Consider the following 15149-nt stretch of genomic DNA (forward strand, 5'->3'; position numbering starts at 1 on the left):
CATTCTACAGCAGCCTTGTTTCTCGTCAAGCTGTTTTTGAAGAAGTTTTTCTTTCTTCTCAACCGCTTGCGCTTCCGATCAACCTAGCGTCTCTCGTCAGCGGGAGGAGAATCATACAGCGTTCAAACCCGCTGTCAACCACCTCTTTCAACCGCCTCCGATCAACCTGACCGAAGCCACTAACAGAGCCAAACCACCACCCTGCCAGCCCGGCGCATTCTACTCGAATTCGCCATCCGTGCAAGCCTTTATTTTCGCTAACTTCTTGATTTACAAGAGGTTTCGCCAAAGGCCTGCGCCGGAGAAGGTGCGCATTATAGGCACTCAGATTCTCGCGTCAACGGTTGTTTTAGCTTTGATTGAATTAAGGAACCGAGGCTGTCTATGCTGCATATATATGTACCAACATCGGACCCACCTTGGATTCCTTCAAACTGAGTTCTACAGGCCTTACACTCATATCCTTATCCTCATCATCCGAAGATCGATATGCCGCGCATACCTGTAGAGCCGCTCGACCTGCTGTTACTTCCGACGTGGCTAGTCCCAGTCGAACCAGCTGGTGTTGTGCTGAAGAACCATGCGCTGGGAATCCGTGACGGGCGCATTGTGCTGATAGCTCCCCGTGAAGAGGCCGATCAGTATCTCGCTAATGAAACGCGTGACCTTTCCGGAATGCTTCTTGCGCCAGGGCTTGTAAATGCTCATGGCCACGCAGCGATGACCCTTTTCCGGGGACTGGCCGATGACCTGCCGCTGATGACGTGGCTACGCGAGCATGTTTGGCCAGCAGAAAGTCGGTGGGTCGATGAGGCGTTCATCAAAACAGGCACCGAGCTGGCTATCGCGGAACAGCTGCAAAGTGGCATCACCTGTTTCTCAGACATGTACTTCTTTCCAGAGGTTGTCAGCCAGCTCGCTCACAAGCACGGGATTCGCGCGCAGATAACGATTCCGGTGCTGAACTTCCCCATCCCGGGTGCCCGCGACGCCGATGAGGCTCTTCGTAAAGGCGTCGCGCTGTTCGACGACCTCAAACACCATCCGCGCTTGAGTATTGCCTTTGGTCCCCATGCTCCCTATTCAGTTGGCGACGATAAGCTGGAAAGCATCCGCACGCTGGTCGCGGAAATGGATATCGGCATTCATATGCACGTCCATGAAACTGCAAATGAAGTAGAAGAAGCGATTCGCGAGTATGGCGAGCGCCCGCTCGCCCGCTTGGCCCGCCTGCAGCTTCTAGGGCCGCGCTTTCAAGCAGTGCACATGACCCAGGTCAACGACGACGACATCGCACTGCTGGTGGAGCACAACTGCAGCGTGATCCATTGCCCTGAGTCCAATCTCAAGTTGGCCAGCGGCTTTTGTCCTGTGGAGCGTTTATGGGAAGCAGGCGTCAACGTGGCCATCGGTACCGATGGGGCAGCCAGCAACAACGACCTTGACCTACTGGGAGAAACCCGCACCGCGGCACTGGTTGCAAAAGCCGTGTCGGGCTCAGCGACCGCACTCAATGCCCATCGTGCGCTGCGTATGGCGACACTCAACGGTGCACGGGCGCTCGGGCTGGATGACCATACCGGATCCATCGAAGTCGGCAAATTTGCGGACCTGGTAGCCTTCGATCTATCGCGCCTAGCGCAGCAGCCTGTTTATGATCCCGTGTCTCAACTGATCTATTCCTGTAGCCGGGATTGCGTGCGACATGTGTGGGTCGCTGGCAAGCACCTGCTCGACGACCGTCAATTGACCCGCATGGACGAGGAACAGCTCATCGCCACCGCCCAGGAGTGGGGAAACAAGATCGGCTCTAAACACTGAGGCGAAGCTACCCTCAACCGATACTCCGCGACAAACTGACTTACACGATGCCTTCTATTGATGTCCTGCATCCGACCAAAGCTGGCAACATGGGCATTTGCAGCTCAAGCTTCCCCTTCAAGCTTCTAAATGGAACAAACCATGAGCAACGTCGACCACGCCGAAATCGCCAAATTCGAAGCCCTCGCCCATCGGTGGTGGGATCGCGAAAGCGAGTTCAAACCGCTCCACGAAATCAATCCGCTCAGGGTCAACTGGATTGATGAGCACGTTTCGCTGGCCGGCAAAAAGGTCTTGGACGTCGGCTGCGGTGGCGGAATTCTCAGCGAAGCAATGGCTCAGCGTGGCGCTACCGTGACAGGGATTGACATGGGCGAGGCGCCTCTGTCCGTTGCCCGCTTGCATTTGCTTGAGTCAGAACTGGAGATAGATTACCGGCAAATCACTGCCGAGGCGCTGGCCGAGGAAATGCCTGCGCAGTTCGATGTGGTGACCTGCCTCGAGATGCTCGAACATGTGCCGGATCCCGCTTCGGTCATTCGGGCTTGCTACAAGATGGTGAAGCCCGGCGGACAGGTATTCTTTTCGACGATCAACCGCAACCCGAAGGCCTATGCATTCGCCATTGTCGGCGCTGAATATGTGCTACAGCTGCTGCCGCGCGGTACGCATGATTACCGAAAGTTCATTCGCCCATCGGAGCTTGGCGCCTGGAGCCGCGAAGTCGGGCTACTGGTAAAGGACATCATCGGCCTGACCTACAACCCCCTGACAAAACACTACAAGCTGTCACCTGACGTGGACGTGAATTACATGATCCAGACACTGCGGGAGGCGTGATGCGTCTGCGCGCAGTTTTATTTGATATGGACGGTACGCTGCTCGACACCGCGCCTGACTTTATCGCCGTGGCGCAGGCCATGCGTCTGGCGCGCGGCCTCGAGCGCGTACCTGACCAGCATGTGCGTGACGTAGTATCCGGTGGTGCCCGGGCGATGGTCCTCAGCGCTTTTGATGTCGACCCGCTTTCCGATGAGTTCGAGTTACTACGGCTGGAGTTTCTGGAGCGCTATCAACAGCATTGTGCAGTCGAGAGCCAGCTATACGAAGGGATGGCAGAGTTGCTCACCGAGATCGAACAAGCCGATCTGATCTGGGGCGTGGTTACCAACAAGCCAGTGCGTTTCGCCGAGCCGATCATGCAGCAACTGGGGCTTTCTTCTCGCTCCGCCGTTCTGGTCTGCCCCGATCACGTCAGCAAAAGCAAACCCGATCCTGAGCCGATGCTGTTGGCCTGCAGCCAGTTGGACCTCGATCCTGCAACAGTCTTGTTCGTTGGAGACGATCTTCGGGATATCGAGTCCGGGCGTGCTGCAGGAAGCCGCACGGCTGCTGTGCGTTACGGCTATATCCATCCCGATGACAATCCAGATACCTGGGGCGCGGATGTGGTGGTAAATCACCCGCTTGAGCTGCGCAGGTTTCTCGGGTCGCCAAGGCTCGACTGACCGACAACGGTCATCACCACTTTCACGATAATTACCAATGGGCGATCGCCCTACTCTGTTTTCTACGAGGCTTCAGATGTTCGAGTACTCAGCCCGCCCCGACCTGCTCAAGGATCGGATCATCATGGTCACCGGAGCAGGCCGCGGAATTGGCGAAGCAGCCGCAAAAGCCTACGCAGCACATGGGGCGACCGTGCTCCTGCTGGGCAAAAACGAGGACAACCTCAACCGGGTCTACGATGAGATTGAAGCAGCCGGCTGGCCGCAACCAGTGGTAATACCGCTCAACCTCGAAACTGCCCTGCCACATCAATACGATGAACTGGCCGCGACCGTCGAGCGCGAGTTTGGGCGACTGGACGGGCTTCTACTCAACGCCAGTATCGTGGGCCCCCGCTCTCCGATCGAACAGTTGTCAGGCGATAACTTCATGCGCGTAATGCAGGTGAACGTGAACGCTACCTTCATGCTCGCCAGCACCTTACTGCCACTGCTGAAACTGGCGGATGGCGCTTCGGTGATTTTCACGTCGAGCAGCGTCGGCCGGAAAGGTCGAGCCTACTGGGGCGGATATGCCGTCTCCAAGTTCGCCACCGAAGGTTTGATGCAGGTACTGGCTGACGAGCTAGATGGCACCAGCTCCGTGCGCAGCAATAGCATCAACCCCGGCGCTACGCGGACAGACATGCGCGCCAAGGCCTATCCCGGTGAGAATCCTGCAGTCAACCCTTTGCCTGCTGAAATCATGCCTGCCTACTTGTATCTGATGGGTCCGGACAGTCGAGACGTCAACGGACAGTCACTCAACGCTCAGTAAGCACTCAGCAGGGGCGCCTGTTTTCCGGCGCAACGGCAGCGGCATACATGTCAAATTGGCATCAGGCTGCCGTTTCGCTGGCAACCTCTTGCCACTAGCTTTGTAGCGCCGGGCTAAGTACTTGTTTTTGTGGCAATTATTAAGTTGGCATCATATTCGCTATAGAACCTTTATCAACGCAGGCAGCGTTCTGAGGTTCACTCCCATGCTGGCAGACAAGCAGACCCCTTCTACAGTCGACATCGGCAGCGCCCGAATTCGACGCATGGACATCAGTTGCAGCGAGACGCTGTCGACAGGCCAATATGGCCTTTCCGAACGACTTAGACATCTGACGTTGCGCTTGCAAACCAGCCTTGAGCTCGACCGGCTACTGGAGTTCTTCTTCGAGGAGGTCCGCCATCTGGTTCCCCTGCGAGCCCTTTCGTACCGCCATTCGGGCACTGACTTCCAGCTTCAAATTGGCGAGACCAATGGCTTCGATGTCAGTTATTCGCTCTCCCATAGCGGGGACTGCCTCGGCGAGCTGCGCCTGTTCAGCCCGAAGTATGTGGCCGATCCGCTTCTGGATCAGCTCGAAGATGCCCTCGACTGCCTGCTATTCCCGTTGCGCAATGCGTTGCTTTACCGGCAAGCCGTTCAAGCCTCGCTCAGAGATCCGTTGACAGGTGCTGGCAATCGCGCAGCCATGGTCCAGTCTTTGACGCGCGAAACCGAATTGTCGCGCCGCCATTGCCAAGCCGTGTCAATCGTCATGCTGGACATGGACCATTTCAAACACCTTAACGATACCTACGGACATCAGGCGGGAGATGCTGCCCTGAAAGCCACCGCGCTGCTGCTTAGAGAACAGCTACGCAACGTCGACATGGTGTTCCGCTTTGGCGGCGAGGAGTTCGTTCTGGTGTTGTCAAACACGGGGCCGGAGGCTGCGGCTGTTGTGGCCGAACGGATCAGAGCCTCCATTCAGAACCTCTGCTTGCTGGTCGGGGACAAACAGGTCCGGCTATCAGCTAGCCTCGGCTGCGCTACCTACCAGCCCTGCGAGTCTCAGGATGATTTGCTGCGTCGCGCTGACCAGGCCCTGTACCAAGCCAAAAGAGATGGACGCAATCTGATCCGCGTTGCCTCGGCTTAGCAACAAAGGCTAGGTAGGCCAGCCAAACAAAAAGGGCGAGACCGTAATGGCCTCGCCCTTTCTATTTAGCTTTTCGCTACACCGTCAAGGCCGTTTGGAGCGATCACCACGCCCGAAACCCGGACGTTGCCCTTCGGTTGCTGCCGGGCCATTACGCTTGGCAGGCGCCGGCTTGCCACGCTCGCGGCCAACAGCACTTGGCCGCTCCGCCACGGGTGTGCCGCGGCTGGGTTTGCTGCGCTCATCAGTATCGCGCGGCTTGCGTGCTGGTTTATCACCGCGTGCGCCTCGGCCGCGTCCCGCATCTCCAGGCGCATCAGCTTCATGTGAAGAGCGCAGCACACGGGGGCGACGGTCGCCGCGACCGATAGGCTTGGCCACTTTACGCTGCATGCGATCAAGCTTGTCCTTGGCCTTGGCCTTCATACCTGGCAACGCCACTGACTTGAGGCCAACCTCTTCACTGAGGATATCGACTTCGCTTTGCGACATTTCACGCCAGCGCCCCATTGGAAGGTCTGAGGTCATGAACACAGGACCAAAACGCACACGCTTCAGACGACTGACCACCAAACCCTGCGACTCCCAGAGGCGCCGGACTTCGCGGTTACGGCCTTCCATCACCACGCAGTGATACCAATGGTTGAAGCCCTCACCGCCAGGCGCTTCCTGAATGTCAGTGAAACGGGCCGGGCCGTCTTCGAGCATGACGCCCGTCTTCAGGCGCTCGATCATTTCCTCGTCGACTTCGCCACGCACACGCACCGCGTACTCACGGTCCATTTCGTACGAGGGATGCATCAGACGGTTCGCCAGTTCGCCATCGGTGGTGAACAGCAGCAAGCCTGTCGTATTGATGTCGAGGCGACCAATGTTGATCCAGCGTCCCTCTTTTGGACGTGGCAACCGGTCGAATACCGTCGGACGACCTTCTGGATCGTCACGGGTGCAGATCTCGCCATCGGGCTTGTTGTAGATCAGCACGCGACGGACCGTTTCGGCCGCTTCTTCACGCTTGAGCAAGCGGCCATCGACGGCAATCGCATCGTGCAGATCGACACGCTGGCCGAGCGTCGCTACGGATCCGTTGACCTTGACTCGGCCAGCCGCGATCCAGTTTTCCACGTCTCGCCGCGAGGCAAGGCCAAGACGGGCCAGCACCTTCTGCAGTTTTTCGCCGTGGGCAATGTGAGGGGTTGTTTCTTCGTGTTCGGTCATCTGGGCACCTCCCGGTGTGGCAATTCCGATTGAAAGGCCGCGCACTATACGCGCAACGGTTTACCGAAGCACGAGAAGGTTAGCAGCCACAAAGGAGGCGCGCCTGGCACGCCTCGATCTGCCGTCAGCCTTTCGCCAAGGAGGCCAGAGCTTCAGCCGTGGCTTGCTGTATCGAAGCCCAATCCCCGTTCTTCAACGCGGCGCCATCAATCATCCAGGTTCCGCCGACGCACATGACATTAGGAAGCGACAGGTACTGAGCGGCATTGCCTGCATTGACGCCACCGGTGGGACAGAAACGGACGTCAGCGAACGGTCCTCCAAGCGCCTTGATCGCAGCGACCCCACCACACACTTCGGCCGGGAAGAGCTTGAAGCGCCGATACCCGAGCGCGTAGCCACGCATGATGTCGGAGGCATTGCTGATGCCGGCCAACAGCGGCACGGAGCAATTGACGCCTGCTTGCAACAGTTCATCGGTGCAACCCGGCGAGACGATGAACTGAGCACCCGCAGCCTCGACCTCGTCCATCATGCGCTTGTCCAGCACCGTACCGGCACCGACGCACAGGTTGGGCCGTTCCTGGCGCAGGCGGCGAATAGCAGTCAGCCCATGTGCCGAACGCAGGGTTATCTCAAGCGCCGTCAACCCACCAGCGGCGAGAGCGTCAGCCAACGGCAGGATTTGCTCCTCGCTGCCAATGGTGATCACCGGCAGGATGCGAGCTTCGGTACAGATCTTCTCGATCAGCGCGTTTTTCTGGTCCATGGTCATGGAAAAGTCCTCGGGCCTCACGGGCACCAGTAGATCTCTAGAGGTGAATGCAGAAATGCGCGAATCGGCATCTGCGAAGGTTCGAGCCGCATGGCCTGGCGCAGCGTTTCCAGCTTGGCGGAGCCCTGAATCGCCAGGCATTGAACGCGTGCCGATGCCAGCAGCGGGAAGGTCATGCTGATGCGCTGCTCGGGACTGACGGGCGCCAGCATTGGCAGGCAAAGGTCACTACCGCTTTCATCCAACCCTTTTGCCAGCAGCGGACTGTTCGGGAACAGCGATGCGGTGTGTCCATCGTTACCCATCCCAAGCACCAGCACATCGATCGGCTGAGCGAAGCCCAACAGCTTCTCACTGGCGAGCTCTGCCGCTTGCTCCAGGGTCTCAGCGGCTTGATACAGACCCACAAGCTGGGCGTCGGCCGCTGCATGTTGTAGAAGATGTCGACGGAGCAAGCCTTCATTACTGTCCGGGTCTTCAGGTTCAACCCAGCGCTCGTCAGCCAAGCTGACCTGAACCTTGGCCCAGGGCAACTCGCGCACGGACAGCGCTTCGAGAAACGCTATCGGGCTCCGGCCGCCCGATACCACCAGGCTTGCTCGGCCATGATTGGCGACGGCGTACTGCAACGCCCCCGCAACCCGATCGGCCAGCGCCTGCGCCAGCTGTTCCGGCCCAGGCAGACTGTGTGCCACGACGTCGGAGGGTAGATCGAGCTCAGAGATCGCCATACCAAGACCTCCCGTCACGAGTAATCAATGCAATAGAAGCCACAGGCCCCCATGAACCCGCCGGATAGGGCTTGGGGGAATCCCCGATGCGCGACCAACCGTCGATCAGCTGATCGCACCATTTCCAGGCATATTCAATTTCATCCTTGCGGACGAACAGGTTCTGGTTGCCCTGCATCACCTCGAGCAGCAAGCGCTCATAAGCATCCGGAATGCGCGAGCTTTTGTAGGTTTCGGAGAAGTTCAGCTGGAGCGGGCCGCTACGCAAATGCATGCCTTTGTCCAGGCCCTGCTCTTTGGTCATCACCTGCAAGGAAATGCCTTCGTCCGGCTGCAGGCGAATGATCAGACGATTGCTGATCAGCGACCGTTGCTCGGGCGCGAAGATATAGAAAGGCGGCTCTTTGAAATGGATGACGATCTGAGAGACCTTTTCACCCATGCGCTTGCCTGTACGCAGATAGAACGGCACTCCGGACCAGCGCCAGTTGCAGATATCGGCCCGTAGCGCAACGAAGGTCTCGGTGCTGCTTTCGGCGTTCGAGTTCTCTTCCTCGAGATAACCCGGCACCTGCTTGCCGCCGACCGAACCCCCAACATACTGGCCCCGCACAACGTGCCGAGACAGACGCTCGGGTGTGATCGGCGCCAGCGCCTTGAGTACCTTTACCTTTTCGTCACGGATGCTGTCGGCAGTCAGGTCGCTCGGCGGGTCCATGGCAATCAGACACAGCAACTGCAGCAGGTGATTCTGAATCATGTCGCGCAGCTGGCCGGCCTGATCGAAATAGCCCCAGCGTCCTTCAATACCAACCGTTTCGGCGACCGTGATCTCGACGTGGGAGATGTGGTGCTGATTCCACTGGGTTTCAAACAGGCTGTTGGCAAAGCGGAGCGCGATCAGGTTCTGGACCGTTTCCTTGCCGAGGTAGTGGTCGATCCGATAGATGCGCGTCTCGGGGAAGTACTGCGCAACGGCATCGTTGACCAGTCGCGACGAGTCGAAATCATGCCCGATCGGCTTCTCCAGAACGACTCGCGTCTGCTCGGCCAATCCGGCCGCTGCCAGGTTTTCGCAAATCGAGCCATACACAGCTGCAGGTGTGGCGAAATAAGCAATCAGCGGCATCTCGGGCGCGACCATTTCGGCCAGGGCCGCGTAGTCTTCCGCATTGCGAAAGTCCATGGTCAGATAGCCCAGCCGGTCTTGGAATCGGCTGAGAACGCTTTCGTCCAGCTGAGCAGCCGGCACATAGCGACGCAGCGCCTGGTCGATACGCTCGAGATGAGCCGCCGGCTCGCCCGGATCACGCGACAGAGCCAGGATGCGCGTGTCGTTGTTCAGCAGCCCCGCTCTATCGAGCTGATAAAGTGCCGGGAACAGCTTACGCAGCGCCAAATCCCCGAGGGCGCCAAACAAGGCGAAGGTAGTTGCGTCAACAGTTATAGCAGGCATGATTTTTATATTAACCAAATTAGTCTGCGCGAGAGGTTCAGATGCGCAGTTTAAGCACAATATGTTGTTATTAAAACAACATACACCGATTTTTTCGAACGCCGATTTCGCTACTATCCGTAGCCTTGGGCATGAGTCCCTGAAGGAAGAGACATGGATCGCATGAAAAATCTCTTGGAACAGATAAAGAATCGGCTCGATGAGCTGAACAAGGCAGAACGCAAGGTAGCCGAGGTCATTCTTCGCGACCCGCAAGAAGCAACGCGCTATAGCATCGCAGCGCTGGCGCAAGCAGCGAAGGTCAGCGAGCCAACGGTAAATCGCTTCTGTCGCTCATTTGGTGCGGCCGGCTATCCAGCCTTGAAAATCCAGCTGGCACAGAGCCTGGCCAGCGGCGCGGCCTATGTCAGCCGGGCCGTGGAAGCGAACGATGGACCGGAGGCGTACACGAGGAAGATATTTGGCAGCGCCATTGCGTCCCTGGACAGCGCCTGCCAGGCGATAGACCCTCAGGCGATCAGCCAAGCCGTCGATCTGATGATTCAGGCGCGGCAGATTCACTTCTTCGGGCTTGGGGCTTCGGCATCGGTGGCGCTGGACGCTCAGCACAAATTCTTCCGGTTCAACCTGCCGGTAACCGCACACAGTGACGTGCTGATGCAACGGATGCTGGCTTCGGTCGCGCATACCGGCGATCTATTCGTGATCATCTCCTACACCGGACGCACCCGTGAGCTGGTGGAAGCCGCGACTATCGCACGGGACAACGGTGCCTCTGTTCTAGGTCTAACGGCAGCAGACTCCCCTTTGGCAAAAGTCTCCACGTTGAGCCTGGATATTCCGCTGCCAGAAGATACTGATATCTACATGCCGATGACGTCTCGAATCATTCAGCTGACGGTACTCGACGCACTGGCTGCCGGCGTGACATTGAAGCGAGGTGTGGATTTCCAGCCACACCTGCGCAAGATCAAAGAAAGCCTGATGGCGACCCGCTATCCAAGCGAAGAGCACTGATCATTTCTTTTTCTTCTTTGCCTTGCCCAGCTGTTTGAGCCGCTGGGCGGCCATCTCATTGACCGCCTTGCGCTCCTTGTTCTTCATGCCCTTCCAGGCCTTCATCTCCTCCCGGCTGCGACCGCAGCCGATGCAGATGTCGTCCTTGAGCTTGCAGATACTGATGCAAGGGTTCTTCGCCTTGTCGCCCAAAACCACCTCCTGATCAGCCATGGCGCCTACGATCAGTAGAGGCCATGGCGGGTAGGAGGTTCTAAGCGAATTCGGCTATGGCGTCGATCAATCCCACCAGTATTCGACCTGCACGCCAAAGCTGGAACCGTGCTGCGCGGTGCCAAAGGCACCGGTCTCCGACAAGGCGCTACCAGCGGCCATCAGATTGGCGGCCTCCTGCGCAGCGTCGTTCCATTGGGCATAGGTGTAATACAGACGGAATTCGGGACGCGCCCAGAACCCAGGGCCTGCGGGTGACCAGGTCGGAGCGATGGTGAATTTGGTCAGCTTGCGGGTCCCGGCTTCTGCATCGATCTGATCGTGCCCCACCTCGGCCACCAGCTTGAACTCCTCGGTCAAGGCATAAACCGGGCGCACCCCCACCGAGATCCAATCCTGATCGCCGCCACCCTGGCGCTTGTCCTTCTGATAGACCACCTGGAACTGCCCACCGAAGCGCGGCGTGACCTGCCAATCGAAGAACTCCACCACCCGCCAGCTCTTGGCGCTTTCATCCAGCGTCACGTCTCCGGTGTAGCCAAGCCCGGTACCCGGGCCTTCACCATATTGAACAGCGAAAGTATTGCTGCCCCCCAGAAACCCAATCTGCTCATGCTGAGCCGTCACCGACCAGCCACTGCTGGAGTCGCCACGGTCCGGATCGGCGATGTAGCTGACGCCGAACTGCAGCTCACCGTCAGGGTTAGTGTCAAAGCCGCCGACGTTGAAATCGTGGCGATTGGTGTAGTTTTCCTGGAAGACGCTGTCCTTGCGCGAAAAGGCGTAGCTGTATTGCAGGCCGCCAATTTCAACGTTTTCAATACCGGCACCCGTAGCACTCTGGTTCCAGTAATAGAAGTCGGAGATGTGGATGTCATTCCGCTTGTAGAAGCGCCTACCGGCCCACAACGAGCCGTTGTTAAGCGCCGCGATGTTGCTCCATTCGGCGTAGGCCTGCACCAAGCGCGCAAAGCCATGGTCGCCGGTGAACTTGGGTGTGTGATCGTATTCGTTGTACAGCGCAGCCATGCCCTCAACGCTCAGGACTGACCCGTCGTCCATGGTGAACAGGTTCTGACGCAACCCCAGCTCGGCGTACTGCTCGCACTCGTTCCCCAGTCGGAACTTGGACGCTGCGCCCGGTAGCTGGAAGCAGGCCTGCGATTCGCTTGCCGTCGATTCGCCAACACCACTGCGCACATAGCCGTTGAAGTCCAATGCCTGCGCAGTAAACGGCAAAGCGAGACTGGCCAGCGAGACTGCGAGGCCTATGCGTGTCGTTTTCTTCATATCCACTCCAATTAGCTCTTATTGTTGTTACTGCTTTTGGATTGAGCCGGTATGGCTCTCCTTTCGATCCGCATCAGCGTCGCTGCCTGTCGCGGCTCGAGTTTTCGCCAGCAGCGACCATGGCCACTGCCTGCTAAAAAAGTCTGAAATATCAATAACATCTCAAAGCGCCTGGTGCCGGTACGCAAATACACGGCGACCCGGCCTTTTTCCCACTTCGCTTGGGATCAGCGATTTACCGCGCGACCAGCCGGGTGATGGTGCTATTGCGCCCGGAAGCTCCGTTGCCAGGCGTAACGCCCAACCGCTCACCCGTCTGCGCATCGAACAGCAGCACCTTGTCCGGCTCGAATTGCAACGTCAGGCTCTCGCCGGGATTCGGCGCGGCGTCCGGGCTCAGCCGGCAGCAAACCTTGGTCTGGTTGAGGCTGACGAAGATCATGGTGTCGGGCCCTGTCGGCTCGATGACCTGCACTTCGGCGCGCAGCGAAGGCAGATCTACCTCGGCACCTACGCTGATCTGCTCTGGACGTATGCCGAGGATCACCTCTCGGCCTTCCAGCGATTGCCCATCCGCCAGGTTCAACGGCAACTCGCAACGGTCCTGGCCGCTTTCCAGCAAAGCGCGCCAGCCACCGGCGTGACGGCTCAGGCGCAGCGGGATGAAGTTCATCGGCGGTGATCCGATAAAGCTTGCGACGAAGAGATTGGCGGGATCGTTGTAGATCTCCTTTGGTGTCCCGAACTGCTGGACGATGCCATCCTTCATCACGGCAACTTTATCGCCCAGAGTCATGGCTTCGATCTGGTCATGGGTGACATAGACCGTCGTGGTCTTCAGGCGCTGATGCATCAGCTTGATTTCGGTGCGCATCTCCACCCGCAATTTGGCATCGAGGTTGGAGAGCGGCTCATCGAACAGATAGATCTTCGGCCGGCGCGCCAATGCCCGGCCCATGGCAACGCGTTGCTGCTGACCACCGGAAAGCTGAGCCGGCTTGCGACCGAGCAGATGTTCGATCTGCAACAGCTTGGCGACACGAGAAACCTCTTCGTCGATCTTCGATGCCGGCACTTTGCGCATCTTCAAGCCGAAGGCGATGTTCTCCTGCACCGTCATGGTCGGGTACAGGGCGTAGGACTGAAACACCATGGCGATGTCGCGATCCTTTGGGCTGGCGCCGCTGATGTCTCCGCCGTCCAGGCGGATCTCTCCACCCGTGATCTCTTCCAGCCCAGCAATGCAGTTCATCAAGGTCGATTTGCCGCAACCGGAAGGCCCGACAAGGATCAGGAATTCGCCATCGTCAATTTTCAGATCGATGTCTTTCAGGGTGTCGTGGTTGCTTCCGGGATAGCTCTTGCGGACGTTGCAAAGTTCGAGTGCGGCCATGATTGTTCTCCTATCCCTTGACTGCGCCGGCGGTGAGCCCGCGCAGGAAATACTTGCCGGCGAGGATGTACACCAGCAGTGTTGGCAGCCCGGCGATCATCGCCGCAGCCATATCGACGTTGTATTCCTTGACCCCCGTGCTGGTGTTCACCAGGTTGTTCAGCGCCACGGTGATCGGCTGCGTATCGCCACTGGCGAACACCACACCGAAGAGGAAGTCGTTCCAGATCTGGGTGAACTGCCAGATCAGGCAGACCATGATCGTGGGGATCGACATCGGCAGCAGGATCCGCGCAAAGATGGTGAAGAATCCCGCACCGTCTAGGCGTGCTGCCCGAATCAACGCGTCCGGCACACTCACGTAGAAGTTGCGGAAGAACAGCGTGGTGAAGGCCAAGCCATAGACCAGATGCACCAGCACCAGGCCCGGCGTGGTATTGGCCAGCCCGAGTTGCCCGAGGGTGAAGGACGCTGGCAACAGAATCACTTGAAACGGCAGAAAGCAGCCGAACAACAACAGACCGAAGAACAGCTGCGAGCCGCGAAAACGCCACATGGCCAGCACGTAGCCGTTCAAGGCGCCGAGCAGTGTCGAGATGATGACGGCCGGAACGGTGATCTTGACCGAGTTCCAGAAGTAACCGCCGACGGCATCCCACGCCTTGACCCAGCCGATCACAGTCGTGACCTCCGGCCACGACAGCAGATTGCCGGTGCGGATGTCTGCGGGCGTCTTCAGGCTGGTCAGCAGCATGACCACCAGCGGTATGAGATAAACCGCAACGGCGACCAGCAGCGTTGTGTAGATCGCTACACGACTCAACGTCAGGCGCTTTTGCCCTGGATGGCTAGTCATGGCGCTTGTTCCTCAATTCCGAATACAGATAAGGCACGACGATCGCCATCACCGCGCCCAGCATGAGGATCGCGCTCGCTGCGCCAAGCCCCATCTGCCCACGGGTGAAGGTGTGCGTGTACATGAACATGGCCGGCAAGTCGGAGGCGTAGCCCGGGCCGCCTGCGGTCATGGCCGCCACCAGGTCGAAAGCCTTGATGGCGATATGCGCGAGGATCATCAGCGCGCTGAAAAACACCGGACGCAGGCTGGGCAGGATGATGCGCAGGTAGATGCTCGGCAGGCTGGCGCCATCAATCTGCGCGGCGCGCACGATGGACTGGTCGACGCCGCGCAAGCCGGCGAGGAACAGCGCCATGACAAAACCCGAGGCCTGCCATACGGCTGCAATCACCAGGCAATAGACCACGCGGTCCGGGTCCACCAGCCAGTCGAAACGAAAGCCTTCCCAGCCCCAGTCGCGCAGCATCTTGTCAATCCCCAGGCCGGGGTTCAGCAGCCACTTCCAGGCCGTGCCGGTGACAATCATCGACAGCGCCATCGGATAGAGGTAGACGGTACGAATGAAGCCCTCGCGGCGGATGCGCTGGTCCAGCAGCACCGCCAGCAACACGCCAATCGCGAGACTGATCGTGATGAACAGCCCGCCGAATACCAGCAGGTTCTTGCTTGCCACCCACCAGCGATCGTTGTTCCAGAGTCGCTCGTACTGCAGCAGCCCGACCCACTTGTAGCTCGGCATGAAGCTTGAGTTGGTGAACGAAAGCAGGAAGGTCCACAGGATGTAGCCGTAGAAGCCGACCAGAATGATCAGCATGCTGGGCGCCAGTACCAACTTGGGTAGCCAGTTCTGCAGCGCATCCAGCGGCGAAGCCTTGGTGAAAACGGCTGTTGAGCTCATGGTTGGCTCCGATTG

At 58.5% G+C, this 15149-nt stretch carries 15 protein-coding genes; 6 read left to right on the forward strand and 9 right to left on the reverse strand.

What is annotated here, in order from left to right; translation table 11 throughout:
* Window positions 1-489 precede the first annotated feature (489 nt).
* The 5 genes from CXK96_RS00010 to CXK96_RS00030 all read left to right on the forward strand — a co-directional run bounded on the left by CXK96_RS00010 (window position 490) and on the right by CXK96_RS00030 (window position 5284).
* Window positions 490-1821, forward strand: a complete 1332-nt coding sequence (locus CXK96_RS00010; protein ID WP_102834476.1) for a TRZ/ATZ family hydrolase — start codon at window positions 490-492, stop codon at window positions 1819-1821.
* A 141-nt stretch (window positions 1822-1962) separates the two neighbouring features.
* Complete coding sequence (ubiG, locus tag CXK96_RS00015; protein WP_102834477.1) at window positions 1963-2661, forward strand: bifunctional 2-polyprenyl-6-hydroxyphenol methylase/3-demethylubiquinol 3-O-methyltransferase UbiG; 699 nt, start codon at window positions 1963-1965, stop codon at window positions 2659-2661.
* Entirely contained in the window at window positions 2661-3329 is a 669-nt protein-coding gene (gene mupP, locus CXK96_RS00020; RefSeq protein ID WP_102834478.1) for an N-acetylmuramic acid 6-phosphate phosphatase MupP, read from the forward strand. Before ubiG ends, mupP begins: the two co-directional genes overlap by 1 nt.
* A gap of 76 nt (window positions 3330-3405) precedes the next feature.
* Entirely contained in the window at window positions 3406-4146 is a 741-nt protein-coding gene (locus CXK96_RS00025) for a YciK family oxidoreductase (RefSeq protein WP_102834479.1), read from the forward strand.
* 205 nt (window positions 4147-4351) lie between these two features.
* Entirely contained in the window at window positions 4352-5284 is a 933-nt protein-coding gene (locus tag CXK96_RS00030) for a GGDEF domain-containing protein (protein WP_102834480.1), read from the forward strand.
* A gap of 84 nt (window positions 5285-5368) precedes the next feature.
* Here CXK96_RS00030 and rluB read toward each other — a convergent pair whose 3' ends face one another.
* The 4 genes from rluB to zwf all read right to left on the reverse strand — a co-directional run bounded on the left by rluB (window position 5369) and on the right by zwf (window position 9464).
* Complete coding sequence (gene rluB, locus CXK96_RS00035; RefSeq protein WP_102834481.1) at window positions 5369-6502, reverse strand: 23S rRNA pseudouridine(2605) synthase RluB; 1134 nt, start codon at window positions 6500-6502, stop codon at window positions 5369-5371.
* Between the two features lie 124 nt (window positions 6503-6626).
* Window positions 6627-7277, reverse strand: a complete 651-nt coding sequence (locus CXK96_RS00040; RefSeq protein WP_102834482.1) for a bifunctional 4-hydroxy-2-oxoglutarate aldolase/2-dehydro-3-deoxy-phosphogluconate aldolase — start codon at window positions 7275-7277, stop codon at window positions 6627-6629.
* Between the two features lie 17 nt (window positions 7278-7294).
* On the reverse strand, window positions 7295-8008 hold the full coding sequence (pgl, locus tag CXK96_RS00045; RefSeq protein WP_102834483.1) for a 6-phosphogluconolactonase: 714 nt from the start codon (window positions 8006-8008) through the stop codon (window positions 7295-7297).
* Window positions 7995-9464, reverse strand: coding sequence for a glucose-6-phosphate dehydrogenase (zwf, locus tag CXK96_RS00050; protein ID WP_102834484.1), 1470 nt, complete (start codon window positions 9462-9464; stop codon window positions 7995-7997). The genes pgl and zwf overlap by 14 nt, the downstream gene beginning before the upstream one ends.
* Before the next feature lie 153 nt (window positions 9465-9617).
* On the opposite strand from zwf, the gene CXK96_RS00055 reads away from it, so the two are divergent.
* Window positions 9618-10481, forward strand: coding sequence for a MurR/RpiR family transcriptional regulator (locus tag CXK96_RS00055; RefSeq protein WP_102834485.1), 864 nt, complete (start codon window positions 9618-9620; stop codon window positions 10479-10481).
* Here the strand turns inward: CXK96_RS00055 and CXK96_RS00060 are convergent, their stop codons facing one another.
* The 5 genes from CXK96_RS00060 to CXK96_RS00080 form a co-directional block, all read right to left on the reverse strand.
* Window positions 10482-10694 carry a DUF1289 domain-containing protein gene (locus CXK96_RS00060; protein ID WP_102834486.1) on the reverse strand — a complete coding sequence of 71 codons (213 nt, stop codon included), beginning with the start codon at window positions 10692-10694 and terminating at the stop codon, window positions 10482-10484. It lies immediately after the preceding gene.
* Window positions 10695-10760: 66 nt separating this feature from the next.
* Window positions 10761-11984 (reverse strand): maltoporin, encoded by a 1224-nt coding sequence (locus tag CXK96_RS00065; protein WP_102834487.1) that lies wholly within the window; start codon window positions 11982-11984, stop codon window positions 10761-10763.
* Between the two features lie 235 nt (window positions 11985-12219).
* Complete coding sequence (locus CXK96_RS00070) at window positions 12220-13377, reverse strand: ABC transporter ATP-binding protein (protein ID WP_102834488.1); 1158 nt, start codon at window positions 13375-13377, stop codon at window positions 12220-12222.
* 10 nt (window positions 13378-13387) lie between these two features.
* Window positions 13388-14233, reverse strand: a complete 846-nt coding sequence (locus CXK96_RS00075) for a carbohydrate ABC transporter permease (protein ID WP_102834489.1) — start codon at window positions 14231-14233, stop codon at window positions 13388-13390.
* Window positions 14226-15134 (reverse strand): carbohydrate ABC transporter permease, encoded by a 909-nt coding sequence (locus tag CXK96_RS00080; RefSeq protein ID WP_102834490.1) that lies wholly within the window; start codon window positions 15132-15134, stop codon window positions 14226-14228. The genes CXK96_RS00075 and CXK96_RS00080 overlap by 8 nt, the downstream gene beginning before the upstream one ends.
* Between the last annotated feature and the right edge of the window lie 15 nt (window positions 15135-15149).

Origin of the sequence: Stutzerimonas stutzeri, assembly GCF_002890895.1 — a bacterium.
Taxonomy (GTDB): Bacteria; Pseudomonadota; Gammaproteobacteria; order Pseudomonadales; family Pseudomonadaceae; genus Stutzerimonas; species Stutzerimonas stutzeri_AB.

Coding starts and splice junctions, on each gene's coding strand:
- mupP (WP_102834478.1), top strand. CDS start 2,661: ATGCGTCTGCGCGCAGTTTTATTTGATATGGACGGTACGCTGCTCGAC.
- CXK96_RS00060 (WP_102834486.1), bottom strand. CDS start 10,694: ATGGCTGATCAGGAGGTGGTTTTGGGCGACAAGGCGAAGAACCCTTGC.
- zwf (WP_102834484.1), bottom strand. CDS start 9,464: ATGCCTGCTATAACTGTTGACGCAACTACCTTCGCCTTGTTTGGCGCC.
- ubiG (WP_102834477.1), top strand. CDS start 1,963: ATGAGCAACGTCGACCACGCCGAAATCGCCAAATTCGAAGCCCTCGCC.
- rluB (WP_102834481.1), bottom strand. CDS start 6,502: ATGACCGAACACGAAGAAACAACCCCTCACATTGCCCACGGCGAAAAA.
- CXK96_RS00075 (WP_102834489.1), bottom strand. CDS start 14,233: ATGACTAGCCATCCAGGGCAAAAGCGCCTGACGTTGAGTCGTGTAGCG.
- CXK96_RS00025 (WP_102834479.1), top strand. CDS start 3,406: ATGTTCGAGTACTCAGCCCGCCCCGACCTGCTCAAGGATCGGATCATC.
- CXK96_RS00080 (WP_102834490.1), bottom strand. CDS start 15,134: ATGAGCTCAACAGCCGTTTTCACCAAGGCTTCGCCGCTGGATGCGCTG.
- CXK96_RS00010 (WP_102834476.1), top strand. CDS start 490: ATGCCGCGCATACCTGTAGAGCCGCTCGACCTGCTGTTACTTCCGACG.
- CXK96_RS00065 (WP_102834487.1), bottom strand. CDS start 11,984: ATGAAGAAAACGACACGCATAGGCCTCGCAGTCTCGCTGGCCAGTCTC.
- CXK96_RS00040 (WP_102834482.1), bottom strand. CDS start 7,277: ATGACCATGGACCAGAAAAACGCGCTGATCGAGAAGATCTGTACCGAA.
- CXK96_RS00070 (WP_102834488.1), bottom strand. CDS start 13,377: ATGGCCGCACTCGAACTTTGCAACGTCCGCAAGAGCTATCCCGGAAGC.
- CXK96_RS00055 (WP_102834485.1), top strand. CDS start 9,618: ATGGATCGCATGAAAAATCTCTTGGAACAGATAAAGAATCGGCTCGAT.
- pgl (WP_102834483.1), bottom strand. CDS start 8,008: ATGGCGATCTCTGAGCTCGATCTACCCTCCGACGTCGTGGCACACAGT.
- CXK96_RS00030 (WP_102834480.1), top strand. CDS start 4,352: ATGCTGGCAGACAAGCAGACCCCTTCTACAGTCGACATCGGCAGCGCC.